This is a genomic window from Pseudarthrobacter chlorophenolicus A6 (assembly GCF_000022025.1).
Lineage (GTDB): Bacteria > Actinomycetota > Actinomycetes > Actinomycetales > Micrococcaceae > Arthrobacter > Arthrobacter chlorophenolicus.
Genome location: NC_011879.1, coordinates 251807 through 272472, shown reverse-complemented (window position 1 = coordinate 272472; position 20666 = coordinate 251807). Strand labels below are relative to the sequence as shown.

The window sequence follows — 20666 nt, the reverse complement described above, 5'->3', positions numbered from 1 at the left end:
TGAAGGCGGAGTCCGCACACATGGCTTCCATGCCTTCAAGCCCTACCGCCGCCGGTCCCACCGATCTGGCCGAATGCGACTGCCCCAAAGCCCGTCACGATCACGGAACCAGGGACATGTACGGCTACCACAAGTGCCGCTGCACCCCGTGCGCTGCCGCCAGCCGGGACTATTACCGGTCCACTGCACACCTGACCCGGACGAAGAAGTGGGCCAGTGCCGAGCTGGCCCGCCAACGCATCATCCAGCTGCGGGCTGCGGGTCTGACCATGGACGCCATGGCCGATCTTTGCGGCGTCCGTGTCAGCAACCTGCACTACATCCTCAGCGGTCCGGGCGGCAGGACGGTCCAGCGGATCCTGGCCAGCACCCTGGATTCCCTGAATGCCATCAGCTACAAGGACGTTGCCGGCCGGCCGATCAGCAAGGACACCCGCGTCGACGGAGCGGTACCCAGGCTGCAGACCATGGCACTGCACGCAGCGGGCTGGTGCTCGGAAGACCTGTCCTCCCGCAGCGGGATCAGCGTCCAGACATTCAACAAGCTCATGCGGGGCTCCGGTACCACCCACGAGATGCGGCAACGCATCAACGTCCTCTACAACAGGCTTCACGGAACGGTGCCCCCGGAAGCCGAACCTCTTCAGCGCATCCGCGTCCGCAGGGCTCTCCGGAAAGCCGAAGCGAACGGCTGGACACCGGGCATGGCCCAAAGCCTCGATTACGAGGAGGCTGCCTGAGCGGAGACGTTCCGCGGTGGATCCGCACACATAACGGGCATGACAGCAACAGCTCCCGCCGACACCGCCACCTGCGACAAGGTCCGCGACCCGCTCCGTGAACTGCCCGAATTCGCCGGCAAGATGCTCTGGACCTGCCACAAGCCCGCGGGTCATGACAAGCGCGGTGCGCACCTGATGATCAACGACAAGGGCCAGAAGACGCACTGGCGAGGCGCCGACAATGAGTAGCGCCGAAGCCCCGCCCGTCCAGCTGCCGAGCCGCCTGCATGTCATAGGGGCACCCGAGCCTTCCTGGGACGTGCACTACTTCACAGTCGAGGCGAGCCTGGATGCCGAGGTCCGGAAGCGGCTCCGCTCCAAGCAGCAGGTCCCCAGCTGCACCGCTGTCCGTGACCTCTTCGCGGGCATGGCGGAGGCCGGAACGGTCATCCTGACCTGCGAGAAGGACCACCACATGGACGTCCACGCCCACCGGATGACCAATCCGGACGGGAGCGTCACCACGTGGCGGCACTGACCCAGCTCGACGTCGAGTGCCTCGAATTCCAGACCGGGTTCCTCAGCGGGCTCGTGCTTGGTTCTTGGGGCGAGCCGGAATTGCTGCACCAGTACGCAGGCCGCTACGCCGACGTCCTGGCGGTGCTGGGCCGCACCAAGGAATCCGATTACTACGCCACGATTGCCAGTGGCTCCTGCACCCTCGTTGGCCGGGCCGCGAAGGTTGCCTGGGCGAAGCGGCCTCTCCGGCGCCGCCTTTCCTCAGGAACAGCCGCCCGGCAGCAATGGCAGAGCGCCTTTACGGACTCCCTGTTCATGGAAGCAGACGATCAACTGCGCCTCATCCTCGACGAGACCACAGCATTCCGTGCCCAAATCGCCCACGACTTTGAGCCCATCCTGCCCGCCCGGTGACGCCAGCCGTCGTGTCCGCACACATAGCGGCCATGGAAACCACTGACTCGCGCATTGACGCGATCTACCAGGCAGATCCCCAACTGCGGTTCGTTGGCCGCGGCACTATCACTGACGTCCTGAAAGCCGCGGAGGCAACAGGCCTCATCGCACCCGCCACCCAATCCGGCGGCCTTCAGTCCGTGCCGGCCGGTAAGGCAGCCTGATGACGGCGGCCCGCGTCGAAGCTGCCGCCCGTGCGGACTTCAACCTCAGCCGTGGTCTTGAAGCCGACGATTCCGGCTGGGACGAGATCGGCGGTGCAACCCGCGCACAATCACTGGCCCGCGGCGCGGCTATCGTGGCCGCCATCGACGCTGCCGATGACCGGGTGCGACTGACGTTGCCCGAATTCAACGCCATCAAAGCTGACGCTATCGGCGACCTGAGCTCCGCGCTGCACCAAAGCTGGGACGTCGAATCCCGTACCGCCGCCCAGGCCGCTGGCGTCCCCGACTTCATCGAGCAGTATCGCGCAGCCCTCGGTGACCACTACCTGGAGCCGGCCAATCATGAAGCGGCGATGGCGTCGCTGGTCCGCGAACGGACCGCGGCAGCCTTGCGCTCCACGGCCGAACACTTCGATGCCGCATCCCTGTCGGACATCACAGGCGACATGGACATCGATCCTGCCGTTCCCCCGCGATTCAAACGCATTATGATCCGAGGCTGCGCCGACTGGCTGCGGACCCGGGCGGACGAACTCGACGAAGAAACCCGCACCCCGTACTACCGCGTCAACACCCGGGCAGTCATCGACGAGGACCGCCACACTGCACTCCTCCGCGTCCTGCATGACGTCGTCCAGAGAGCGAAAACACTCGCGGTCGGAGACCGGCGCTCACCGTCGTTCATCATGACGGATCACTTGGTGGCAGCTATCGAAAGCATCGGGGAGAAATAATGACCACTTGGCCCTTCGCCCAGCCCGGCGGAATCACCGACCCGCCCTTCACGTCCGAGGACCCGCTGGTCTGCGCCCACCAGGCACTCCGGCTCAAGAGCCTGTTGCGGGAGTTCGCTGGCCGGTACGCGGAAACGTGGGTGGTTCTGAACCGCCTGGAGATCGTCTACCTGTGCGCGGGACGGCGCGTTGATGCCGACCGAGTCCACCAGGACAAGCTCAAGTTGGCGTACATTCGCCCTCCCAGCCCCGAGGAGGGGTACGGGTTCTTTGGCCGCCTCAGATGGTGGTGGGACGTCAACCGCGAGGAAATGCACTACAGGCGCGGACAGCTGGCCGTCGAGCACCATCTCGCTGATCTTGACCGCCTTGCGCCGTGGAAGATCGAGCAGGACGCCGACGCTCTGTGGGGTACGGCGTGACGGTTACGGCCGAAGCACAGACACTGCTGCCGCCGATCGTCCTCGAGCAGCAAAAAGCCATCAATGCGGCTTTGGATCTGGCCGCCGACTGGGACGAACAGGCAGCGAGCCTCCAAAAGACCGCCGACTACACCCGCGTCCATGGGACCAGCATGGTAGCGGATCGGTATGCGATGCGCGGACGCACTCTGTCAGGAGTCGCCGCGGCGCTTCGAAAGGCTCTTGCCCGGCCTGAGGGGGAGTCATGACGCACACGTCCCGGAGAGGTCCGGCACTCCTGAAAATCTGGACATGGGTGATTGCAGCGATGATGTGCACCGCCTCGGCGCTGGGTTTCGCCGCAAGTGCTGCCGGGGCCGCTGACGGTGACAAGAATGTCATCGCGGCCCTGCTGGCGAGTTCGGTTCTCTTCATCGTTCTCGGCCTGACCCTGGCCGTTGCGGTAAAGAGCCGACACTCGAAGGGGAGCCGCGGTCGTGGCGACTGAACGGGACATGCTCGACCTCCTGCTGGACCGCTACACGGCCATCCGCAGAGGCACCATCTCGGACCGCTGGGTGAGGGCGGAACACGTCAAGGATTCCACCGGGTACGCCGACGGCCGACGCATCGCGGACTTCGTCGCCGGGGACAAATACGGTGGTAACGCGCACGGGGATAAGCTCGCCCTGCACGGCCACGAAGTAAAGGTCAGCCGCGCCGACTGGCTCACCGAACTTCGGGACCCGACCAAGGCTGATGCGATCAAACGGTACATGCATCGTTGGTGGCTGGTCGTTCCCGACGCGTCCATCGTCAAGCCCGGAGAGCTCCCGGACGACTGGGGTCTGCTGGTCCCGGGCGCTAACGGCAAACTCCGGGCCAGGAAGGCCGCGCCGCGGTTGACCCCGGAAGCGCCGCCCCTGCCGTTCATCATCTCCCTGATGGCCTCCGCAGCCCGGACAGCCCACCGGGAACCGCTCCGGCGGGACATGCCGATCACCTATGGACGTCGGTGGGTTCCACACTGCGGGGTCTGCAATACGCCCTCCCCCTGCAGGATTCATCAACCCCGCGCCGCTGCGGAGACCATCACCATCGAAGCCGCGTCATGACAGCCCCTGATTTGATCACCGGCCGCTAACCAAGGCATGTGAGAATGCCCGTCCACTTACGCTGAGCGGCCTCTGACCTCACCTGGGGAGCGATGGCCGGCTTGCCTTACACATGGGCCCTGCGGGCACCCCTGCCCGCCTCGACCAGAAGGCTTTCCATGGACAACCCCGTAGTTCTGATCATCCTGATCGCACTTGCCTGCACCACCGCTATCGCCGCCGCCCTTCTCGCAGCCAGCTTCTACCGCCGCCGGGAGGCTGCCGCGGAGGCCGCACGAAAGACAGCCCGGAAGGAAGACAGCCACCAGGGCGCGTACTACGCCCCGCGACGCACTGACAGGCCACTGGCAGTGCCTGGCCCTTACGGGACGCGCCACGGACAGCAGCCCCAGCAGGACACCTCCGGATCTGACGTGGTCAATCTCCTCCTGATGCAGGAGGCACTGAACAACTTCGGACACAGCCACCACCATGAGGCGCACGACGAGGACCGCAACGAGCAGCCTCAGGAGGCGCCGGCAGCAGATCATGTGGAACCCGCCTACACGTCCTCTGAGCCGTCCTACTCGGCGCCCGAACCCGCCTACAGCGCCCAGGAGCCTGTCTCCTACACCGCGCCAGATCCGACGCCCAGCTACGACAGCAGCCCCAGCTACAGCGACTCCGGCAGCTTCGGTGGCGGCGACAGCGGGAGCTTCTAGCAGTGACCGCAAAGCCGCGCCCCGGGTCCGAGGACTACTTCGGCATCCGCATCGCACCTGGCGAGCAGCTCGCTGAACGATTCCCTCAGGTCGCAGTCCGGGCCCGGTTGTACCGCCTGGAAGACGACGGCGCCTCCGATCTGGCCCGCCGCAAACGGTCGGTCAAAGATTCCATTGCGTCCCGCAAAGACATCATTGCCCGGATCCGGAAACGCCAGGCCGGTAAGACCAACCTTCCGCCACGTCCCCAGGAGGAAGCGGACCGGACAATAGCCGCGCACCAGGAAGCCATTCGCAGGCTCGAAGCGAAGAAACCCGACGTCGCTCCGGCCGTGAACATCGTTGCCCCGGTGGCCCGACGCGTCGCCCGCGAAGACCGCCGCCGGGCGAAGAAGCAGCGGGACTGAGCAGGCCCAGCAGCGGTCTCGCGACACACCTCATGGTCTCCACCTGAATGTCGGAGGCCGGTGCCACCATCGAGATATGAGCATTCCAACCGTGGAAGCAGCGATCAACGAGCTCATGGACTGGGCCTGGCACCAGGTCGAGGAGCTTCTCGCCAAGCGGGGGCTCCTGGGTGACGGGCTGGCCGTGGAGGACTACACCGGCGTGTTGTCTTGGCTTGAAGGAGTCACCCGATACACGGTGGTGCATTCCTCGTCGGTTGCCGTTCTCTTCGTGGACACCACACCGGTCGATGCCATCGAATTCCACCGCGACCTGCTCGGCACCGACGACCCTAAGGCGTTCTTCAGTTTCGGCATCCGGGCTTAGGAGTCAACGGGCCCCCGGGCCGGTTTCGCCGTGAAGATCTTTCTGTGATGCCGCACACATGAGTGTCAAGAGCACCATCAGCATCACGGAAGGCCGGGGGGCCATGACACTCGAACACACGGAACTCAGCAGTCTGGTCAGCGCAGCGGATCTGGCTGAACTCGACTCGCTCGCGGCGGCAGTCAGCGACGGCATGGACAGGATCAAGGAACTTCACCCGGCGTACAGCTGGAAGTGGACCGATGAGATCGTCTGCCGCGGCTGCGGGGACTCCCTGGAAATCCCCGTCCTCCGGAGCACGACCCCGGTCGCCGACCGGGTGTTCGCTGACCACCAGCAGTTCCACCTTCAGTACATGCTCAACGACAACGACCAGTACGGCGGCGAATGAGGAGTCGTCCCGGGTAAATCCGGGGCGGCCGACCGGGCCTTGTGTATCGTGGCGATCGTAAGCGCTTCCGACCGAAAGGCACATCGTGGCACAGGGCGACATCGAGACGTATTTCGAAGACGGCACGTGGAAGAACAAGCGGGAAGGCACTGACCGAGCATTCGGCGCCGGGTACAGCACCAAGGATGAGGCTGTAGCGGCCGGTCGGGAAGCGGCCCAGAACGACAGTGTCGAGCACGTCATCAAGAACCAGGACGGCACGATCGGCGCCAAAAACAGCTACGGCAACGATCCGCGAAACGTCCCCGGCTAGCAGCTTCCCCTGGCCGCCGGCGGGACGCACCAGCCGGCGGCCCGGCCGACCGGAACCCTATACTGAATCCGGCGCCGGGATTCCGCACCCGAGTCATTCCTTCTCAACCAGGACTGAGGCCAACCAGTTTTGTCTGCCCTGCCGCCGGGCCTTCGTCCCCCGCTACTTCTGGCAGCAGCCAAGGCCGTCAGCAAAATCCCCGCCGCCAGCGCCCTCCCCGGAGGCTCACTGTACGAACCCAAATGGGATGGTTTCCGGGCGGCCCTGGTCCTCGATGATGCAGGTGCCACCCTCTGGTCCAGGCAAGGCAAGAACCTCACCGGCTACTTCCCCGAGCTGGTCACCGCCGCCGAGGAACAAGTACCGCCCGGATGCATCGTGGATGGCGAGGCGCTCATCTGGACGAATGACCGGCTCGACTTCAACTCCCTCCAGCAGCGGATGATCACCTCAAAAGCGGCATTGCCAGCCTTCGCCCGGGAGCGGCCCGCATCCTTCGCAGCCTTTGACGTGCTCGCCGTCGCCGGCCACGACACCCGCGCAATCCCGCTTCGGGACCGCCGGACGCTGCTTGAAGAACTCGCTGGCGGCTGGTCTCCCCCGCTCCACCTCTCACCCATCACAGCTGACCCCAACGAGGCGGCGGTCTGGTTTGAGGAAATGCCAGCAACCGGCATCGAGGGCCTGGTCGTCAAAGGCTCCGGGCAGCTCTATGAAGGCGGGGTCAGGCAGTGGCTGAAGGTGAAGCACCGTGATGTCTTAGACGTCGTCTGCGCTGCCGTCATCGGCCGCCGGGACCGCCCCTCGGCGGTGGTTGCGGGACTCCCGATCCAGGGCCGGCTCTGGATCGTCGGCCGGACATCCCCGCTCAGCGCCGCAGCATCCAAGGCCCTGGCCGCACATCTGCATATCCCCCGTGATGGCCATCCCTGGCCGGATGAAATCAGCTCTGGCATCCTTGACCGGTTCAGCAAGGAAAAACAAACGGTCCACCTCACCCGGGTCGAACCCATCGTCGTGGAGGTGTCCGCCGATGTCGCCTGGTCCGGCCGCTCCTTCAGACATCCGCTGCGATACCTTCGCGCCAGGCCCGAACTGAGTCCAGAAACGATCGAACTGCCGTCCCACCTGGGCCGGGCATAAGACTCCCAGGCCAAGCGGGGCTGCCGAGCACGTTCCTCCACACCGACCGAAACCGAAGGGGCACCATGCCGATACGCCAACACCCGTTGCTTCGCCACTACGCCAAGGCCCTAGGCCACATATCCATGCAGTCCCTCGCCGGACCGGACTTCCCGCCGGTCCGAGACGTCATGGAAAACTTCGACATGGCCTTAGCTGCGATGCCTCCGCTTCCACCCGGCGAGGACCGTCGGCACGATGAAATCCGGCGTGCTCTGAAACTGGTCGCCAGCGGCGGGGATCCAGCACGTGGACCCTTCAACACACTGGCGCGCTGGGCGGCAGGGTGGCTTGCTGATTACACGGCCGCCCTGGCCACCATGGGCACCGAAATCGCCGCGCAGGTCGTGCCCGGGTCCCTGCTCCACTACTTCTCCGACGGCCTGAACGATCAGGAAAAGTACGGGCTCGGCCACCGGAGAGTCCTCAAAGTCTCAGACTTCAGCATCACGTTCGAAGTGGCCGACGGCGAGCACGCCGGAACGGTCGTGCATTACACAAACGGCGACCCGGAGAGCCTCGCCCCATACTTGATCCCCGCCGAGGACTGCGGACCGGACTGTCACCGGGGCCAATAGCGGCGGGTGATGACCGCGGGTGACAAGTCCGCACACATCACGCCCATGACCGACTACGTGAACACCCAGCCGGCAGGCACCCGCACCTATCGCGCTTTCATCAGCGTCATCGACGACTCCGTGCGGCGCCGCACCGTAGTGATGGTGAACCCAGACTCCCTTCCGCTTCCACTGAGCGACGTCGATGTCGCCGTCGGACCCGAGGAGCTCTTCATCACCACCAGCGGGAACGGCGAGACCTGGTACTTCCAGGATCTGGGAGACGCCTGGTGGTTCACCAAGAACAGCGGGTGCGTCGGCACGCCCGACGCCATCCAGATCCTCAGTCCGCTGGAGAAACACGGCATCAAAGTCTGGAAGGTCATCCCCGTCCACCAGCGCGCCGTGTCGGTGAACCGATGAGCATCACCGCCCAGCAGTTCGACGAGCTCCACTCCGGCTACGGCGAGGACATCTCCGTCAGTGACGCTGACGGGCGCGTCTATCACCAGGAAACGTGCCAATGCGGGATGCCTCTCGGAATGCACCTGTCACTGGAAGCGCACCGGGCCCAGGAGCTGGAACGGTATGTGCAGGAGCGCATCATCGAAACTGCCGGGAACAACCACACCGAGATCCTGACCAGAGTCGTGGCACAGATCGCCGACCTTGAACGCGAGATGCGCGACTTCGACTCCGTGCCGATGCACATCCATGCCATCCTGGACCAGATCGGGACCGAGACAGCTATCGACGCCGGCCTGCCGGACCCGCGCCGGGTAACCAGCGACACGGACCGGTGACGACAGGGACCCGCTCCGCACACATGGAACCCATGAGCGACTCCACTGACACCCGCTGCGTCATCCATGATTCCCAGGTCGACGGAGCCCTGGCGGCGGCCATCCTGTCGGAACTGGAACGCCACGAATCCCAGCCGTCCTTCAACCTTCGATGCAAGTGCGGCCTCATCGAAACGACGGTCAGCAGACGGGGCGATTTTCACCGCCACGTCGCCGACGAGATGGCCGCCGCCCTCACCGCATCTGGCTTTGTCACTCCCGGCCAGGAAACAGCCGAACCGGAGGCGCACCCATGACCGTCCAGATCACAAACGACCTCATTCTCCAGATCCGGGATGATGAGGAGCTGACTGCCATGGCCCGGGTCATTGAAGACGCCCATCGGCAGGCCTGGTGGCAGGGGTTCGGCTCCGACTGGGACAAGGCCCGGGTCTCGGCCTACATGCTGCGCGCTGCGGGGTTTGGCCGCACCGGCGAGACCGAACCCCAGGTGCCTGCGGCCCAACCCAGCTCCGACGATGCCTGGAATGGGGGCGGCCGGTGACCGTCTACGTCGACAGCATGCGAATGCCAGCACGGGTCGGCCGTATCCAGGCCAGATGGTCACACCTGACCGCTGACAGTACAGAGGAACTGCTCGACTTCGCAGCGAAGCTCGGCCTTAAGCCGTCGTGGATCCAGAACCCAGGGCACATCTGGAAGGAACACTTCGACGTCACCGACTCAAAGCGGGAGCTGGCAATCCGTCTCGGCGCCCAGCCCATCACCATGCAGGAAGCATGCACTTTGTGGGCCGCGAAGCGGGAGGCTGCACGGCCAGCGACAGCGGTGGCGCCGCACACATGAGGGGCGGCCGGGTGACCGGTCACCTGTAAAAGTGCAGGTCAAAGCTATTCTTACCCAGAACGCAGTAATGCCAAAGACCAATTGGGGGACAAATGAACACTGCAGGACGCACTAAGACGCTCGTACTCTCCGGCCTACTGGCTGGATTGGTATTGACCGGTTGCTCGACTAGCCCTACTGAGGTCGCCGCTCAGAAGTCACCTGTTGCCGAGCCGGAGGCCCCAAAGGTCAAGATCGCAGATGCGCCGATGATCGAAGGCACTGACCTCTTCCCCACCGACGTCCCCAAGAATCAGCATTTCACTCCTGCCGAGGTCGCGGACATCAAGAAGACCGCAGTGACTGCGCTCCAGATCATGCTGGAGGAGCACCCGGAGTACACGGTCGAAGGATTCAAACCCACCGCCGAGACCTGGAACAGTCAGGTCGCCCCGAAACTTCAGCCCATCTCAACCCCGCAGGGCATTCAAGACATGAAGAAGGGCTGGGAAAAGGCACCGACCGGCGACAAAAAGATCGACGCAAACGGTCCCGAGAAGTTCTTCGGCAACCCGATCCTGACGAACGCTCCTGACCTCCTCGATGGTGACAGCTACCCCACCTACGGGCTGACTAACACATGGAAGTCCGACAAGGGCGAGGTATGCAGCCCATCCGGGAAGCCTTACGAGCTCAACGCATTGGGCGTCACCCTGAGCGCAACCTACGCTGATGGAACATACCTGGATGCAACCGCGGCTGGTCAGGTGGAGGTGACCGTTCACTGCAAGGAAGGCGGAACGCTCACCACCACTGTGGACCAGAACGTCTTCCTTGACCACAGCGGACCCGGTGAAAAGTTCTTCATTGGTGGCGCAAGCCTCCTTAAGACCGGTGGGTCTACTAAAGCCGTCCTCACCAAGTAACTGCTGTCGAGGGCGGAAGACCGGAGATCACGTCATCTGATCTGATCTCCGGTCTTCCCTTTGCCCGGCCCCTGACAGGGCCTGCCTGGTCTATTGGACCAGGCCCGTTCATCGGGAAGAGCAGCGGCCCTGTGCTCAGGCTAAAGTCATGCGCCGCACACATGAGGCCCATGACCGAACAACAGCCCGCAACGAAGGACTTTGCCCCGGTGCCACCCGACGGTCGCTTCACGTCCCAGGACATCCTGACCGGCCATCTGGCCGGGCTGATTCCAGGTCTGTCGCAGGCGACGCTGGAGACTGCCGCTGAAGGACTTTCATCCCTCGGCTACAGCCGTCCGGACCCTTCCACTCTCAAGGACCGGCTCGCCGTCCACGACTTCATCCAGGATGAGGACGGCGACGGCTGGAACGAGCCGAGAGCCGTCTGGTATCACTGCTCCTGCCGGAAGGTTCAGTACGCCGAGTGGACACAGAAAGACCCGGGGCTGACCGGACTCGAAGAGTTCCTGTCCGAGGGGTACACCGACGCGCTGGAGCTCCACCATGCACACGTCGCGGAGATTCTCACCGGCTGCGCACCCGTGGATGTCCCGAAGGCGGAGTACCGGCCCGCCCTGACAGAGGCTGCAGTCGAGGCCGGCGCGAACCAGCTGCGGTCCCAGATCAACGACTTCACCTCTCCGGACATCCTGATGCGCAAGCGGGCCAGATTCGTGTTGATCGCCGCACTCCCGTACCTCGAGGCTGAGCCGGTCTAAGGATCGCGGTGAGGGATCACCCTCATGCCCCACACATGAGGCGCATGAACCCTTCCGGCCGCAACCCTTACGACCCTGTCGTCCGCTCCCTTGCCGCGGACCTGCTCGGCTACCTCCGGCTGCCCGGAGGCACGATGCCCAGCGGCTTCACCTACGGTCTGTTCGATCTCTGGTCGAAAGCCGACGAGGAAAACCGTGCCTTGATCGCCACCGGCTGGCCGCTGGTGGCCTTCGTCCTGCGGACCGTCGACACCGGCGGCGAAGCGGGCCTGCGCAGCATCGTCGAGGACTAGGGGAACCCATGTGCCTCACCAGAAACCCACGAAAGCACCCAACCTGCCGGAGAAACCGATGACAAACGCCCTGCGTGAAATCACGCCGCTTGAGGAACGCGCCGTCCGCCGCTTTGAGCATGACCGCCAGTTCCACCTCCGTTGCTATGCCAGGGCGAAACAACTGGAGGGAATCCGGCAGGAATCCGAGCCTCTGGATTATGCAGGAGACCTGAGCAGGCGCCTGCAGGATGCCATGCGGGAACTTCAGGCCGAGGACGAAGCGATCCACGATGACGACTCGATCGTTCGCGGTGCCCGCTACATCGGCGACGAGCTGCTCGGCATCTTCTACGCGACAGCGTCCGTACCCGAGCAGGAAGCCCTCAAGGCGGCAACCCGTCGGGTCTTGGCTGCTGTGGAGAACAAGCAATGACCGCGCCCGACCTGTCCGGGCAGCTCATCGACCTGTTCCGGAGCTACATCGCCGCCGATCCCCGCTTGGGTATCTGGCTTCGCTACCCCTACATAAGCGACGACGATGATTCCTATACAGACGGCTGGGCCTGCGAGTCCGTCAGTGCCGAGTTCGCCGCCTTCGCCCGTGAATCGGGTTGGATTGCCGTCGTGCTCCGCGCTTCGGATCCCGTGGAGCCCCGCGCCGACTACCACTCCTGGGTGCGGCTGTCCCGGGACGGTGCTCTCATCGATGTCGACTGGACGGCACGCCAGTTCCACAACCTCTTCGCGCCTAACGGCAACGACCCCAACGTCCTGACACTTCCCTGGCCACTTGCCTGGGACCCGGCCGTCACCGGACCAACCACTCACCTGATCGTCGGGGAGTTCGCGACCGTCGAAGAGGAGACACAATGATCAGCCTCGGAGCCATCTGCCAGAACATCATGTACATCGACGACGCTACGGCAGTCCTGACCGAACACTCCACATACACCTGGAACAAAGCCGGGACCCGCATCCGGTGCAACGGGGACACCTGCGGCACCATCCTGGAAGCCCCCGACGGACCGGCCGGCGTCGGTGCGGTGTCCGTGTTCGCGCGCCACCAAGCCGAGCAGCTTCCGAAACCGGCCATCACCGAGACGGCAGACACCGCCGGCGAGGAGTCCGAAGCATCGGACACCACTGCGTCAGAAGCCCGCGGGGATGATCCCGAACTGGCCGAGAGTGTATCCGACGGCCCCGAGCACACCACTGAACACGAACCAGCAGGAGACACCATGGAACAAGCCCTCTCCGAGGCGGCAATCGCCCGCGCCGACGACCAAACGGCACCGAAGGTCCGTCGCGACACCAAGGCATTGACGGCCACGATCGCGGAGATCAAGAAGGGCGACCGCGTGAGTGCCGGCTTCAACCATCCGCGCTACGGATTCTTCACGATCGAGGGCACCGTCATCAAGGGCGGCACCGGGCTGGACAGGAACCAGCTCATGGTCGGCGGGTGGTACATCAACCTCAACGAGCGTGCGGCCAAGTACCTGCACGAGCTGGCCATCCTCGCCCCGGCCGGCAAGCACGACTTCGTCATCCCGAAGCCTTCAGAGCTGACCGAGCACGTTGGCATCGGCAGCTGACGGGGGCAACGACCGGTGAGTAGTCTCTGTGGTTCCGCACACATGAGGCCCGACAGCTGCAAGCCCAAGGTAAAGGACCGCCGATGACCGCCGACTCTACACGCCAGGCGCGTGTCGCCAGCTCCCCCTCAAATGGCGGGGATACGGGCCAGAGCTGGACCGGCGCCTCCGCCATCCTCTTTGACCTCGACGGCGTCCTTACGCCGACGGCAATTGTCCACGAGCAGTCATGGAAGCAGCTCTTCGACGGCTACCTGCAGGACCTTCCCGCGGCATCCCGTTATCGCGAAAGCGACTACTTCGACCACATCGACGGTAAACCCCGATTCGATGGCGTCCGGGACTTCCTTGCATCGCGCAACATCGTGCTGCCGGAGGGTCCAGCCGACGACGACCCAGCCAGCAACACGGTCCAGGGTCTGGGCAATCGAAAGAACCATGTGTTCAACGACATCATCAGGGCCGGCGGCGTACAGCCCTACGAAGGCTCCGTTCGCTTCATTGAAGCTGCGAGGGGGCATGGCCTCAAACTCGCCGTTGTCTCCTCCTCCCGAAATGCCCCGGCCGTGCTGCTCGCTGCCGGGCTCGCCGAATATTTCCCGATAGTCGTTGACGGCGTCGTCGGCGCGGCGCAGAACCTGCCAGGCAAGCCAAGCCCAGCAACGTACTCCTACGCGGCGCAGCTGCTGAACGTGCCCAGCAACGAGTGCATCGTGGTCGAGGACGCGGTCTCCGGAGTCCTGGCCGGCCGTGCCGGCAGCTTCCATTCCGTGATCGGTGTGGACAGGGGAGCCGGACGGCAGACGCTGCTGGACGCCGGCGCCACCCTGGTGGTCGAAGACCTCAACGAGCTCCTCTAACCCCCTCCGCTTCCCAGCCTCAGAACCAAAACCTAAGGAACCTCAACAGTCATGGCCCTCATCACCGCCGATCGAACCCGCTTCCCCAACGACCCGTGGAAGCTCTTGGAAACCAGCCATGAGCCCGGCAGCGAAGGAACCCTGGAAACACTCTTTGCCGTTGGCAACGGCCACCTCGGAGTCAGGGGCGCCCACTGGGCCTCGACCGACGCCGAGCTGCCCGGCAGCTTCATCAACGGCTTCCACGAAACCTGGGGCATCAAGCACGCCGAGAACGCCTACGGCTTCGCCCGCACCGGCCAGCGCATCCTCTACGTCCCCGATGCCAACAACTTCACCGTCATCATCGACGGCGAAATCCTCAGCCTCGCTGAATCCACCGTCCTGGACTACAGCCGCTGCGTGGATTTCACCACGGGGATCTACGAATGCCGCATCACCTGGCAATGCCGGTCGGGGGCCACGGTGACAACCACCGAACGGCGGGCCGTGGGATTCGAGTCCCGGGGCTGCCTGGGTATCTCCCTGGGACTCACAGCGGACCGCGAGGTCTACGCGGACATCACGTCCTCCGTGATCAACCGCCAGGACCAGCCGGTGGAGGACCACTCCGAGCATGACCCGCGCCGGTCCGGGCGCCACGCCGGCCGGGTGCTGCTGCCCCTGCGGATCGAAGGCGAGGGAGGCTCTTTCCGGCTTGCCTGGGAAACGGCTGAATCCAAGCAGCGGGTGGGCATGGCCGTGGAGCACTGGACGTCGGTCGAAGTCCAGCCCTTCGATACCGTCGCAGACCAGGACGACAGCAGTGTCCGCTACGTCCTGGTCCTGGCCGCCAACGCCCCGTTCCATTTGGAGAAGAGCGTCAGCTACGCCACCGGAGAGGGCCCCGGAGACTTCGCCGACGCCGCCGCTAAAGCCCTGAAGCCGGTGACCGAAATCCTCGCCGAGAGCGAGGCCCACTACCGGGACTACTGGTCTACCTCGGACATCGTGGTAGGCGGACAGCCCGACCTGCAGCAAGCGATCCGCTGGAACCTCTTCCATCTGGCACAGGCGACCGCACGCGCCGATGTCGCCGGCATCCCGGCCAAGGGTGTCAGCGGCTCCGGGTACGAAGGCCACTATTTCTGGGACCAGGAGGTGTACCTCCTCCCCTACCTGACGTACACCAACCCGGAAGCTGCCCGCCAGGTGCTGGAGTTCCGCCACAACATGCTTCCGGATGCCAGGAGCAGGGCCAAGGAGCTCAACATCGACGGCGCGCTGTTCCCGTGGCGCACCATCAACGGGCAGGAGGCCAGCGCCTACTACGCCGCCGGCACCGCCCAGTTCCACATCGCTGCCGCCGTCGCCTTCGCCACCAACCGTTACATGTGGGCCAGCGGCGACGCTGGATTCACCGCAGCAATGGGCGCCGACCTTCTGGTGGAGACTGCGCGCATGTGGGCCTCCCTCGGATTCTTCGGCAAGGACGGCCAGTTCCACATCCACGGCGTCACCGGCCCTGACGAGTACACCGCGGTCGTGAACGACAACCTCTACACCAACGTCATGGCGCGCTTCAATCTTCGCGCCGCGGCGGCCCTGGACCATCCACAGATCACCGACACGGAACGCGAGCTGTGGGAGAAGGCCTCGGCCCGGATACACCTGCCCTACGACGAGGACCTGCGGGTCTACTCGCAGGACAACGACTTCATGACCCTGAAGCCGTGGGACTGGGAAACGCCGCGCTCCAAGTACCCGCTGCTGCTGCACTTCCACCCGCTGGTGATCTACCGGCACCAGGTCCTGAAGCAGGCGGACGCGGTTCTGGGCATGTTCCTGCAGTGGCAGGACTTCACGGCCGAGGAGAAACGGCGCGCCTTCGACTTCTACGATCCCATCACCACCGGCGACTCCACCTTGTCCGCCTGTGTCCAGGGCATCGTGGCCGCCGAGGTTGGCTACGCGCAGGCGGCGCTGGACCACTTCACCCACGCCCTGTTCATCGACCTTGACGACACGCATGGCAACACTGTCGACGGCGTGCATATCGCCTCCGCAGGCGGGGTGTGGAGCTCTCTGGTCAGCGGCTTCGCTGGACTCCGCGACCAGGGGGATGTCCCGTTCTTCGACCCCCGCCTGCCCGCCGAATGGGAGGGCCTGTCATTCCACCTGAAAGTCCAGGGCCGGCTGCTGTTCGTCGAGCTGGAGTCCGGGTCTATTAGCCTCAGCGTCCGTTCCGGGTTCCCACTGCAAGTTTCCGTCCGTGGGGAGCTGTTCAGCGTCGCCCGGGAGGCATTGCGTGTGAAGCTGGAGCCGGTCCGGGAACTCGCTGCTCCGGCTTCCGCCGCCATGGCTGGCGTCCGGTGAGCAGGCGCAAGCACGATGCCCGGCGGCGCCATGCAAACGAGCTGCGCCGGATCAAGCTGGCCGGCCGCCGTCCCTGGATCCTCGGCCCCTACTACCGGGATGAGCTTTCCGCGATGCTGGACATCCCGATGGGCGACCCGCGGTCCATCGAGGCGGAAAGGATCGTCGCCGAAAGGCAGGCGCGGACCTCCCCGGTCAGCCGGCTCTGTTCCAACGGGCGCTGCAGCGTCGTCGTGGACAGCACCACTGGCAGGAGCTTGTACTCGGTGGGCCCGTCGGGCTGCTGCGACGAGTAGCGGGGAGGCACAGGGTCTGCTCCGCACACATGACAGGTCAAAGAGCTTTCCAATTCCATTTGAAAGGGACCCCATGACCTCCGAGCCGAGTGAGCTGGACGTCCAGAAGCAGGATGCCGTCCGTCGCATCGCCGAGTCCATCGGCAGCCACCAGGCAGTCCGGCGGGAAGACGGACCAGGCTGGACCTGCCGCAATGTTCTCTGCGCCAGCAAGGGCCTTGTCCTCCTGACCCTCGGCGACCGCTACCGCCATCAGTCGATCGTGGCGGTCAACGACCTGCTCTCGACGCTTCGCTTCGACCGTGAGATCGACCTCTCAGAGGACGGTGTTCCGGAGGACAAGATGGACGCCGACTTCACGTACTCTCTGCTGACCGACCTCCTGGACGCTGCTCCTGCCGGCCGGTCCTACGCCGAACGCATGGCAAGGAGCGCCAGTGTCTGAGTTCATCGAGGTCCGCGACGGCGTCCGCTTCCTGCTCGACGGCATAGAGCGTGTCAGCGTCAGGTCTACCGGGGCTGCCGATCTCAACCTCAAGTCCGGCAGAAACAGGCACGCCGACAGCATCCTTTTTGGTGAATTCGTTGGCAAAGACTGGGAGGTCGTCCGCCCGTATCCGACGAACGCTCTCCACGAGGAGGTTGACCCGACCGTCGTCGCCGTCCTGGTGAAGCGGTCGAAACGGTACCGGACGGCCTTGAAGGCACGCGACTTCATCGTGGAGAAGGACCTGCACGAGGAGGCCGGGTACGTCAGCCTTCGGGCCCTGTTCCGCTCCATGGGCGGCACCGTCATTCAACCAGGCGGTCTCTCTGACCGGGACGCGGCACGTTTCCCGGGGCGTACCGCCCGCGTCCACGGTCCCGGCGACATCACCCTCTTCCGGCAGTTCGGCGAAGACGACGCTCGTCACCGTGAACTCATGGCCCTGACCATCGCGGACCTGGAGTGGGAAAGCTACGAGGACGGCCACAACCGCGGACCCCTCGACCTGACTCTCGGCGACGCCCGGTACACCCATCCGGAGGCACACTACTTCGCCGCGATGCTCCTCGTCCCTGTGGCTGACGCGGCGCGTGCCGCGGATCTGGCCAGCGCCGAGGAGGTCGGGTCCCAACTGCTGGTGGATCCGGCCACCGTGCAGGATGCCCACCAGCTCTGGGCTGAAATCGCCAGCCCGGTACTGCCACGGGTCTGAGGCGACATGACCAATCAACGGATCGCAGTCCGGGACGGAGTGGTCTTCGATCTGGACGGCTCACCGGTCAGCCTGTGCGTCAACCCCTACGACGAGCTCGAGCTGTGGCGCGACGGGAGACTGGCCGAGCCGCTGTACGACAGCGACTACGTGGGTGACTTTTGGGAGATCCTCGAACCAGACGGGGATTCGGCTCAGGGTGTCATCGCCATTCTCGTCAAGCGGTCCCGACGGTACTTCGTCGCACAAGCCGCGCAAGGCTTCATCGAGCGCTGGAACGTGCACGACGGGGCCCGACCAGTGAACCTCCGGGCCCAGGTGAAACGACTTGGCGGCTGGGTCTCCAGGGCAGGTCCGGACTTGTTCCCTGGCGCCCGTGCACGCCTGCTGCCACCGCCGGCCGGTTTCCAGGTCCTGTGGCGGGAAGAGGATGATGAGAACCGCCGCCAGGAGCTCCTGGCTCTGACCATCGCCGCGCGTGTCACAGACATGAAGTTCGATGGCTTCCCGCGCACGGAGTACTACGACTTCAGCGACACCCCCAACACCAGGCCGGACCTCCACTGGTTCGCCACACTTCTGATGGTGCCCGCCGAACAAGCGGCCTTTGCGCACAGCATGGAGTTCGCTTACTGGATCGGCGAGGAGCTCAATGTGGACCCTGCGCGGGTTCACGAGGCCCACCAACTTTGGGACGAGATCGCCGCCCCCGACCCGACACCTTCATCAAGCAAACCATGATCGTCAACGCCGTTGTCACCCTCCTGAAAGGAAAGCCATGACCACACCCGAAACCGATCCGGTCCTGGGCATCATTGGACGGGTCGCCGCCGGCGGAAACGAACCGGGCCCTGAACACCTCGACTTGGCTGGCCGGATCCGCGAAGCCCTGGCCTCTGCGGGCTGGGGTGACCTGAAGGCTCTCGCCACCCAACTCACGACCCGCGCCGGGACCCACGACAGTGCCGCCGACAAATGGACGGCCGAGGACCGGGATCAGGCCCTGATCGATTCGGGCATCGCTGCCGGTTACCGCGGTGCCGCCGAGCTGGCTGCACGAGCCCAGGTCACCAGACATGGCGGGTCAGCTGAGTCCATAGCCATCAAGACTATTGCCGGGGTTCTGGACCAGTGGCAGAACGGCGCCCTGGTGAACAGGGGCGGGCACAACGGCATCGTGTGGATCGAGCCTTTGTGGCCCCTTCCCAGCGGTGCGGAGAAGATCCGCGAAGCACTGGCGGTTCTGCAGTCCACGCCGGGGGCCAGCGATGCATAACGCCAGCCCGGAAGACCTCCGTCAGGTCCGGGAGTTCCAGAAGATACTGGCCCTTCCTACCTCCCAAGAGAGGAGGCTGGCCCAGATCCGGGAGATGCCCGCAAGCACCAACCCGGCCGACTGCATCTGCGGTGCCTTGAAGCATTGCGCCGAGACGGACAATCCGTGCCCGCACTGCCGCATCCTTGACCCCTACGACGGGTGCCCGCAGGTAGGCTTCGGCTGCGGTCTCGCGGACGCCGACTGCGACTGCTGCACCCCGGAGCAGCGGGCGACGGCCGCCAAGGGCCGGGCATGAGCAGGAAGCGTCTGACCCGCAACGAGCTGCTCATGCGGGTAAGCGGTGAAATGTCGTCCCTGGCCGCCATCATTCCCAGTAACCCTATGGACGTCGCCGCACTGGCCCGCAATGCGCGAAACACTGAGCAGCGCCTCGGCCGGCTGGCCCAGGTAGTGTCCTCGATGGTCCCGAGCTACAACTACGGCGGCATCGAGGAAGCCAACCGGCGGTACCGCGACTACATGGCAGAGTTCCACCCGACCGGCAAGGAGCAGGAGCACATCTGATGGACATCCCTTGGCGAGTCTCCAGCGTCCCCGACGTGCGTGCGGTGCTGATGCACGAGAAGGTCAACGTCCCGACCTCCTTCGCGCTCTCCCTCGGAGGCAAGCCGGAAAACCTGCCCGAGGATGTCCGGACCCAGATCTCCTACGACCGGAAGGTCGCCCGCAAACTGGCCGCCGGAGAAATGTTCTGGGTCTCCGCCGACATGGTCTCCCTGGCTGTGGACGCCGCCAGCGACGTGCCGGGCTTCACCCCGGAAACCGATCTGCCGGCCACCCACGGTGTCATGGTGCTGGAGAAGTCCCTGCCGCCGCTGAAGACGTGGATCGTCACTTCTGATGCCCGTCAGGTTGAGATGGAGTTGTCCGTCGATGTGCTGACTTGGACGATCCTCGAGGAGATGGTCTTCATCGAGTCCTACTGCCGGGACGCGGTGCCCGGCCGGCTCTACGAAGCCGCCCTTGAACCGGTCTGCTACTTCCGCGGTCACGCGGACAGGTTCTTTGCCGCCGAGGATGAGGGCGTGGATGCGAACTCGCACCGGATGATGCAGTTCCTGGCCGCTGCATCCCACTTGATGGCCAACCCCTCGGTAGCGGCCCGGACCACGACCGCCCCGAAGACCCCTGCTGCGCGGAAGGCAGCCAAAAAAGGCCAGTCAGCCACGGTGACCGTCGTTGACCTGCGCGCCCCGCACCATGTCGAAACCGGGGAGAAGTCCGAGACGGGCCGGGTCTACACGCACCGGTGGATTGTCCGTGGGCACTGGCGGAACCAGGCCTACGGCAAGCACCACGCGCAGCGGCGCATCACCTGGGTGCCCTCCTACACGAAAGGCCCGGCAGGCAAGCCACTCAAAGAGACCGAACGGGTGTGGGCCTGGCGCCGATGAGCGGCA

General features: G+C 64.8%; 38 protein-coding genes. All 38 read left to right on the top strand.

The annotated features are described in order from the left end of the window. Positions 1-29: 29 nt before the first annotated feature. Complete coding sequence (locus ACHL_RS21655; RefSeq protein ID WP_139187277.1) at positions 30-740, top strand: hypothetical protein; 711 nt, start codon at positions 30-32, stop codon at positions 738-740. Between the two features lie 39 nt (positions 741-779). Beyond that, positions 780-971 (top strand): hypothetical protein, encoded by a 192-nt coding sequence (locus tag ACHL_RS21650; RefSeq protein WP_012623265.1) that lies wholly within the window; start codon positions 780-782, stop codon positions 969-971. Beyond that, positions 964-1260, top strand: coding sequence for a hypothetical protein (locus ACHL_RS21645; protein WP_012623264.1), 297 nt, complete (start codon positions 964-966; stop codon positions 1258-1260). The genes ACHL_RS21650 and ACHL_RS21645 overlap by 8 nt, the downstream gene beginning before the upstream one ends. Next, on the top strand, positions 1248-1655 hold the full coding sequence (locus tag ACHL_RS21640; RefSeq protein WP_012623263.1) for a hypothetical protein: 408 nt from the start codon (positions 1248-1250) through the stop codon (positions 1653-1655). Before ACHL_RS21645 ends, ACHL_RS21640 begins: the two co-directional genes overlap by 13 nt. Positions 1656-1687: 32 nt before the next feature. Beyond that, positions 1688-1861, top strand: a complete 174-nt coding sequence (locus ACHL_RS21635) for a hypothetical protein (protein ID WP_012623262.1) — start codon at positions 1688-1690, stop codon at positions 1859-1861. Next, positions 1861-2598 carry a hypothetical protein gene (locus tag ACHL_RS21630; RefSeq protein WP_012623261.1) on the top strand — a complete coding sequence of 246 codons (738 nt, stop codon included), beginning with the start codon at positions 1861-1863 and terminating at the stop codon, positions 2596-2598. The genes ACHL_RS21635 and ACHL_RS21630 overlap by 1 nt, the downstream gene beginning before the upstream one ends. Continuing rightward, positions 2598-3020: a hypothetical protein gene (locus ACHL_RS21625; protein ID WP_012623260.1), complete on the top strand. Its 423-nt coding sequence runs from the start codon at positions 2598-2600 to the stop codon at positions 3018-3020. Before ACHL_RS21630 ends, ACHL_RS21625 begins: the two co-directional genes overlap by 1 nt. Then, positions 3017-3268, top strand: a complete 252-nt coding sequence (locus ACHL_RS21620) for a hypothetical protein (RefSeq protein ID WP_012623259.1) — start codon at positions 3017-3019, stop codon at positions 3266-3268. Before ACHL_RS21625 ends, ACHL_RS21620 begins: the two co-directional genes overlap by 4 nt. Continuing rightward, positions 3265-3507 (top strand): hypothetical protein, encoded by a 243-nt coding sequence (locus ACHL_RS21615; RefSeq protein WP_012623258.1) that lies wholly within the window; start codon positions 3265-3267, stop codon positions 3505-3507. The genes ACHL_RS21620 and ACHL_RS21615 overlap by 4 nt, the downstream gene beginning before the upstream one ends. Beyond that, positions 3497-4114, top strand: a complete 618-nt coding sequence (locus tag ACHL_RS21610; protein ID WP_012623257.1) for a hypothetical protein — start codon at positions 3497-3499, stop codon at positions 4112-4114. The genes ACHL_RS21615 and ACHL_RS21610 overlap by 11 nt, the downstream gene beginning before the upstream one ends. 158 nt (positions 4115-4272) lie before the next feature. Further along, positions 4273-4815 carry a hypothetical protein gene (locus tag ACHL_RS21605; RefSeq protein WP_012623256.1) on the top strand — a complete coding sequence of 181 codons (543 nt, stop codon included), beginning with the start codon at positions 4273-4275 and terminating at the stop codon, positions 4813-4815. A gap of 2 nt (positions 4816-4817) precedes the next feature. Then, the gene (locus tag ACHL_RS21600; protein ID WP_012623255.1) at positions 4818-5222 is read left to right on the top strand and encodes a hypothetical protein; all 405 of its coding nucleotides are present in this window, start codon (positions 4818-4820) and stop codon (positions 5220-5222) included. Between the two features lie 76 nt (positions 5223-5298). Further along, entirely contained in the window at positions 5299-5589 is a 291-nt protein-coding gene (locus ACHL_RS21595) for a hypothetical protein (protein WP_012623254.1), read from the top strand. A gap of 103 nt (positions 5590-5692) precedes the next feature. Further along, on the top strand, positions 5693-5980 hold the full coding sequence (locus ACHL_RS21590; protein WP_167534797.1) for a hypothetical protein: 288 nt from the start codon (positions 5693-5695) through the stop codon (positions 5978-5980). A gap of 85 nt (positions 5981-6065) precedes the next feature. After that, positions 6066-6293 (top strand): DUF2188 domain-containing protein, encoded by a 228-nt coding sequence (locus tag ACHL_RS21585; RefSeq protein ID WP_012623252.1) that lies wholly within the window; start codon positions 6066-6068, stop codon positions 6291-6293. Positions 6294-6422: 129 nt separating this feature from the next. After that, positions 6423-7436, top strand: coding sequence for an ATP-dependent DNA ligase (locus tag ACHL_RS21580; protein WP_012623251.1), 1014 nt, complete (start codon positions 6423-6425; stop codon positions 7434-7436). 65 nt (positions 7437-7501) lie between these two features. Next, complete coding sequence (locus ACHL_RS21575; protein WP_012623250.1) at positions 7502-8053, top strand: hypothetical protein; 552 nt, start codon at positions 7502-7504, stop codon at positions 8051-8053. A gap of 9 nt (positions 8054-8062) precedes the next feature. Beyond that, a complete protein-coding gene (locus ACHL_RS21570) occupies positions 8063-8455 on the top strand; it encodes a hypothetical protein (protein WP_012623249.1) in 393 nt (130 codons plus the stop codon). Further along, the gene (locus ACHL_RS21565) at positions 8452-8835 is read left to right on the top strand and encodes a hypothetical protein (protein ID WP_012623248.1); all 384 of its coding nucleotides are present in this window, start codon (positions 8452-8454) and stop codon (positions 8833-8835) included. Before ACHL_RS21570 ends, ACHL_RS21565 begins: the two co-directional genes overlap by 4 nt. A 32-nt stretch (positions 8836-8867) precedes the next feature. Continuing rightward, entirely contained in the window at positions 8868-9131 is a 264-nt protein-coding gene (locus ACHL_RS21560; protein WP_043795060.1) for a hypothetical protein, read from the top strand. Then, positions 9128-9379 (top strand): hypothetical protein, encoded by a 252-nt coding sequence (locus ACHL_RS21555; RefSeq protein ID WP_012623246.1) that lies wholly within the window; start codon positions 9128-9130, stop codon positions 9377-9379. The genes ACHL_RS21560 and ACHL_RS21555 overlap by 4 nt, the downstream gene beginning before the upstream one ends. Beyond that, the gene (locus tag ACHL_RS21550) at positions 9376-9681 is read left to right on the top strand and encodes a DUF4031 domain-containing protein (protein WP_012623245.1); all 306 of its coding nucleotides are present in this window, start codon (positions 9376-9378) and stop codon (positions 9679-9681) included. Before ACHL_RS21555 ends, ACHL_RS21550 begins: the two co-directional genes overlap by 4 nt. A 92-nt stretch (positions 9682-9773) precedes the next feature. Then, positions 9774-10586, top strand: coding sequence for a hypothetical protein (locus ACHL_RS21545; RefSeq protein ID WP_012623244.1), 813 nt, complete (start codon positions 9774-9776; stop codon positions 10584-10586). 170 nt (positions 10587-10756) lie between these two features. Next, a complete protein-coding gene (locus ACHL_RS21540) occupies positions 10757-11347 on the top strand; it encodes a hypothetical protein (RefSeq protein ID WP_012623243.1) in 591 nt (196 codons plus the stop codon). Between the two features lie 44 nt (positions 11348-11391). Beyond that, entirely contained in the window at positions 11392-11640 is a 249-nt protein-coding gene (locus ACHL_RS21535; protein WP_139187275.1) for a hypothetical protein, read from the top strand. A gap of 58 nt (positions 11641-11698) precedes the next feature. Beyond that, the gene (locus ACHL_RS21530) at positions 11699-12055 is read left to right on the top strand and encodes a hypothetical protein (RefSeq protein ID WP_012623241.1); all 357 of its coding nucleotides are present in this window, start codon (positions 11699-11701) and stop codon (positions 12053-12055) included. Then, positions 12052-12495, top strand: coding sequence for a hypothetical protein (locus ACHL_RS21525; RefSeq protein WP_012623240.1), 444 nt, complete (start codon positions 12052-12054; stop codon positions 12493-12495). Before ACHL_RS21530 ends, ACHL_RS21525 begins: the two co-directional genes overlap by 4 nt. Next, on the top strand, positions 12492-13217 hold the full coding sequence (locus tag ACHL_RS21520; protein ID WP_012623239.1) for a hypothetical protein: 726 nt from the start codon (positions 12492-12494) through the stop codon (positions 13215-13217). Before ACHL_RS21525 ends, ACHL_RS21520 begins: the two co-directional genes overlap by 4 nt. A gap of 83 nt (positions 13218-13300) precedes the next feature. Beyond that, positions 13301-14077 (top strand): HAD family hydrolase, encoded by a 777-nt coding sequence (locus ACHL_RS21515; protein ID WP_012623238.1) that lies wholly within the window; start codon positions 13301-13303, stop codon positions 14075-14077. A 51-nt stretch (positions 14078-14128) separates the two neighbouring features. After that, complete coding sequence (locus tag ACHL_RS21510) at positions 14129-16432, top strand: glycoside hydrolase family 65 protein (protein WP_012623237.1); 2304 nt, start codon at positions 14129-14131, stop codon at positions 16430-16432. After that, complete coding sequence (locus tag ACHL_RS21505; protein ID WP_012623236.1) at positions 16429-16728, top strand: hypothetical protein; 300 nt, start codon at positions 16429-16431, stop codon at positions 16726-16728. The genes ACHL_RS21510 and ACHL_RS21505 overlap by 4 nt, the downstream gene beginning before the upstream one ends. A gap of 73 nt (positions 16729-16801) precedes the next feature. Continuing rightward, positions 16802-17173: a hypothetical protein gene (locus tag ACHL_RS21500; protein WP_012623235.1), complete on the top strand. Its 372-nt coding sequence runs from the start codon at positions 16802-16804 to the stop codon at positions 17171-17173. Then, positions 17166-17927 (top strand): hypothetical protein, encoded by a 762-nt coding sequence (locus ACHL_RS21495; protein ID WP_012623234.1) that lies wholly within the window; start codon positions 17166-17168, stop codon positions 17925-17927. The genes ACHL_RS21500 and ACHL_RS21495 overlap by 8 nt, the downstream gene beginning before the upstream one ends. 6 nt (positions 17928-17933) lie before the next feature. Then, positions 17934-18668, top strand: coding sequence for a hypothetical protein (locus ACHL_RS21490; protein WP_012623233.1), 735 nt, complete (start codon positions 17934-17936; stop codon positions 18666-18668). 37 nt (positions 18669-18705) lie between these two features. Then, positions 18706-19203: a hypothetical protein gene (locus tag ACHL_RS21485; RefSeq protein WP_012623232.1), complete on the top strand. Its 498-nt coding sequence runs from the start codon at positions 18706-18708 to the stop codon at positions 19201-19203. A 94-nt stretch (positions 19204-19297) separates the two neighbouring features. Beyond that, positions 19298-19501: a hypothetical protein gene (locus tag ACHL_RS21480; protein WP_139187274.1), complete on the top strand. Its 204-nt coding sequence runs from the start codon at positions 19298-19300 to the stop codon at positions 19499-19501. Next, positions 19498-19770 (top strand): hypothetical protein, encoded by a 273-nt coding sequence (locus ACHL_RS21475; RefSeq protein ID WP_012623230.1) that lies wholly within the window; start codon positions 19498-19500, stop codon positions 19768-19770. Before ACHL_RS21480 ends, ACHL_RS21475 begins: the two co-directional genes overlap by 4 nt. After that, complete coding sequence (locus ACHL_RS23595) at positions 19770-20660, top strand: hypothetical protein (protein ID WP_012623229.1); 891 nt, start codon at positions 19770-19772, stop codon at positions 20658-20660. The genes ACHL_RS21475 and ACHL_RS23595 overlap by 1 nt, the downstream gene beginning before the upstream one ends. Positions 20661-20666: the final 6 nt, after the last annotated feature.

Excerpts from the sequence above, each read along its gene's own strand:
- ACHL_RS21655 (WP_139187277.1), top strand. The coding sequence starts at position 30 with ATGCCTTCAAGCCCTACCGCCGCCGGTCCCACCGATCTGGCCGAATGC.
- ACHL_RS21650 (WP_012623265.1), top strand. The coding sequence starts at position 780 with ATGACAGCAACAGCTCCCGCCGACACCGCCACCTGCGACAAGGTCCGC.
- ACHL_RS21645 (WP_012623264.1), top strand. The coding sequence starts at position 964 with ATGAGTAGCGCCGAAGCCCCGCCCGTCCAGCTGCCGAGCCGCCTGCAT.
- ACHL_RS21635 (WP_012623262.1), top strand. The coding sequence starts at position 1,688 with ATGGAAACCACTGACTCGCGCATTGACGCGATCTACCAGGCAGATCCC.
- ACHL_RS21630 (WP_012623261.1), top strand. The coding sequence starts at position 1,861 with ATGACGGCGGCCCGCGTCGAAGCTGCCGCCCGTGCGGACTTCAACCTC.
- ACHL_RS21625 (WP_012623260.1), top strand. The coding sequence starts at position 2,598 with ATGACCACTTGGCCCTTCGCCCAGCCCGGCGGAATCACCGACCCGCCC.
- ACHL_RS21615 (WP_012623258.1), top strand. The coding sequence starts at position 3,265 with ATGACGCACACGTCCCGGAGAGGTCCGGCACTCCTGAAAATCTGGACA.
- ACHL_RS21605 (WP_012623256.1), top strand. The coding sequence starts at position 4,273 with ATGGACAACCCCGTAGTTCTGATCATCCTGATCGCACTTGCCTGCACC.
- ACHL_RS21595 (WP_012623254.1), top strand. The coding sequence starts at position 5,299 with ATGAGCATTCCAACCGTGGAAGCAGCGATCAACGAGCTCATGGACTGG.
- ACHL_RS21590 (WP_167534797.1), top strand. The coding sequence starts at position 5,693 with ATGACACTCGAACACACGGAACTCAGCAGTCTGGTCAGCGCAGCGGAT.
- ACHL_RS21575 (WP_012623250.1), top strand. The coding sequence starts at position 7,502 with ATGCCGATACGCCAACACCCGTTGCTTCGCCACTACGCCAAGGCCCTA.
- ACHL_RS21570 (WP_012623249.1), top strand. The coding sequence starts at position 8,063 with ATGACCGCGGGTGACAAGTCCGCACACATCACGCCCATGACCGACTAC.
- ACHL_RS21565 (WP_012623248.1), top strand. The coding sequence starts at position 8,452 with ATGAGCATCACCGCCCAGCAGTTCGACGAGCTCCACTCCGGCTACGGC.
- ACHL_RS21560 (WP_043795060.1), top strand. The coding sequence starts at position 8,868 with ATGAGCGACTCCACTGACACCCGCTGCGTCATCCATGATTCCCAGGTC.
- ACHL_RS21555 (WP_012623246.1), top strand. The coding sequence starts at position 9,128 with ATGACCGTCCAGATCACAAACGACCTCATTCTCCAGATCCGGGATGAT.
- ACHL_RS21545 (WP_012623244.1), top strand. The coding sequence starts at position 9,774 with ATGAACACTGCAGGACGCACTAAGACGCTCGTACTCTCCGGCCTACTG.
- ACHL_RS21540 (WP_012623243.1), top strand. The coding sequence starts at position 10,757 with ATGACCGAACAACAGCCCGCAACGAAGGACTTTGCCCCGGTGCCACCC.
- ACHL_RS21535 (WP_139187275.1), top strand. The coding sequence starts at position 11,392 with ATGAACCCTTCCGGCCGCAACCCTTACGACCCTGTCGTCCGCTCCCTT.
- ACHL_RS21530 (WP_012623241.1), top strand. The coding sequence starts at position 11,699 with ATGACAAACGCCCTGCGTGAAATCACGCCGCTTGAGGAACGCGCCGTC.
- ACHL_RS21525 (WP_012623240.1), top strand. The coding sequence starts at position 12,052 with ATGACCGCGCCCGACCTGTCCGGGCAGCTCATCGACCTGTTCCGGAGC.
- ACHL_RS21520 (WP_012623239.1), top strand. The coding sequence starts at position 12,492 with ATGATCAGCCTCGGAGCCATCTGCCAGAACATCATGTACATCGACGAC.
- ACHL_RS21515 (WP_012623238.1), top strand. The coding sequence starts at position 13,301 with ATGACCGCCGACTCTACACGCCAGGCGCGTGTCGCCAGCTCCCCCTCA.
- ACHL_RS21510 (WP_012623237.1), top strand. The coding sequence starts at position 14,129 with ATGGCCCTCATCACCGCCGATCGAACCCGCTTCCCCAACGACCCGTGG.
- ACHL_RS21500 (WP_012623235.1), top strand. The coding sequence starts at position 16,802 with ATGACCTCCGAGCCGAGTGAGCTGGACGTCCAGAAGCAGGATGCCGTC.
- ACHL_RS21490 (WP_012623233.1), top strand. The coding sequence starts at position 17,934 with ATGACCAATCAACGGATCGCAGTCCGGGACGGAGTGGTCTTCGATCTG.
- ACHL_RS21485 (WP_012623232.1), top strand. The coding sequence starts at position 18,706 with ATGACCACACCCGAAACCGATCCGGTCCTGGGCATCATTGGACGGGTC.
- ACHL_RS21480 (WP_139187274.1), top strand. The coding sequence starts at position 19,298 with ATGCCCGCAAGCACCAACCCGGCCGACTGCATCTGCGGTGCCTTGAAG.
- ACHL_RS21475 (WP_012623230.1), top strand. The coding sequence starts at position 19,498 with ATGAGCAGGAAGCGTCTGACCCGCAACGAGCTGCTCATGCGGGTAAGC.
- ACHL_RS23595 (WP_012623229.1), top strand. The coding sequence starts at position 19,770 with ATGGACATCCCTTGGCGAGTCTCCAGCGTCCCCGACGTGCGTGCGGTG.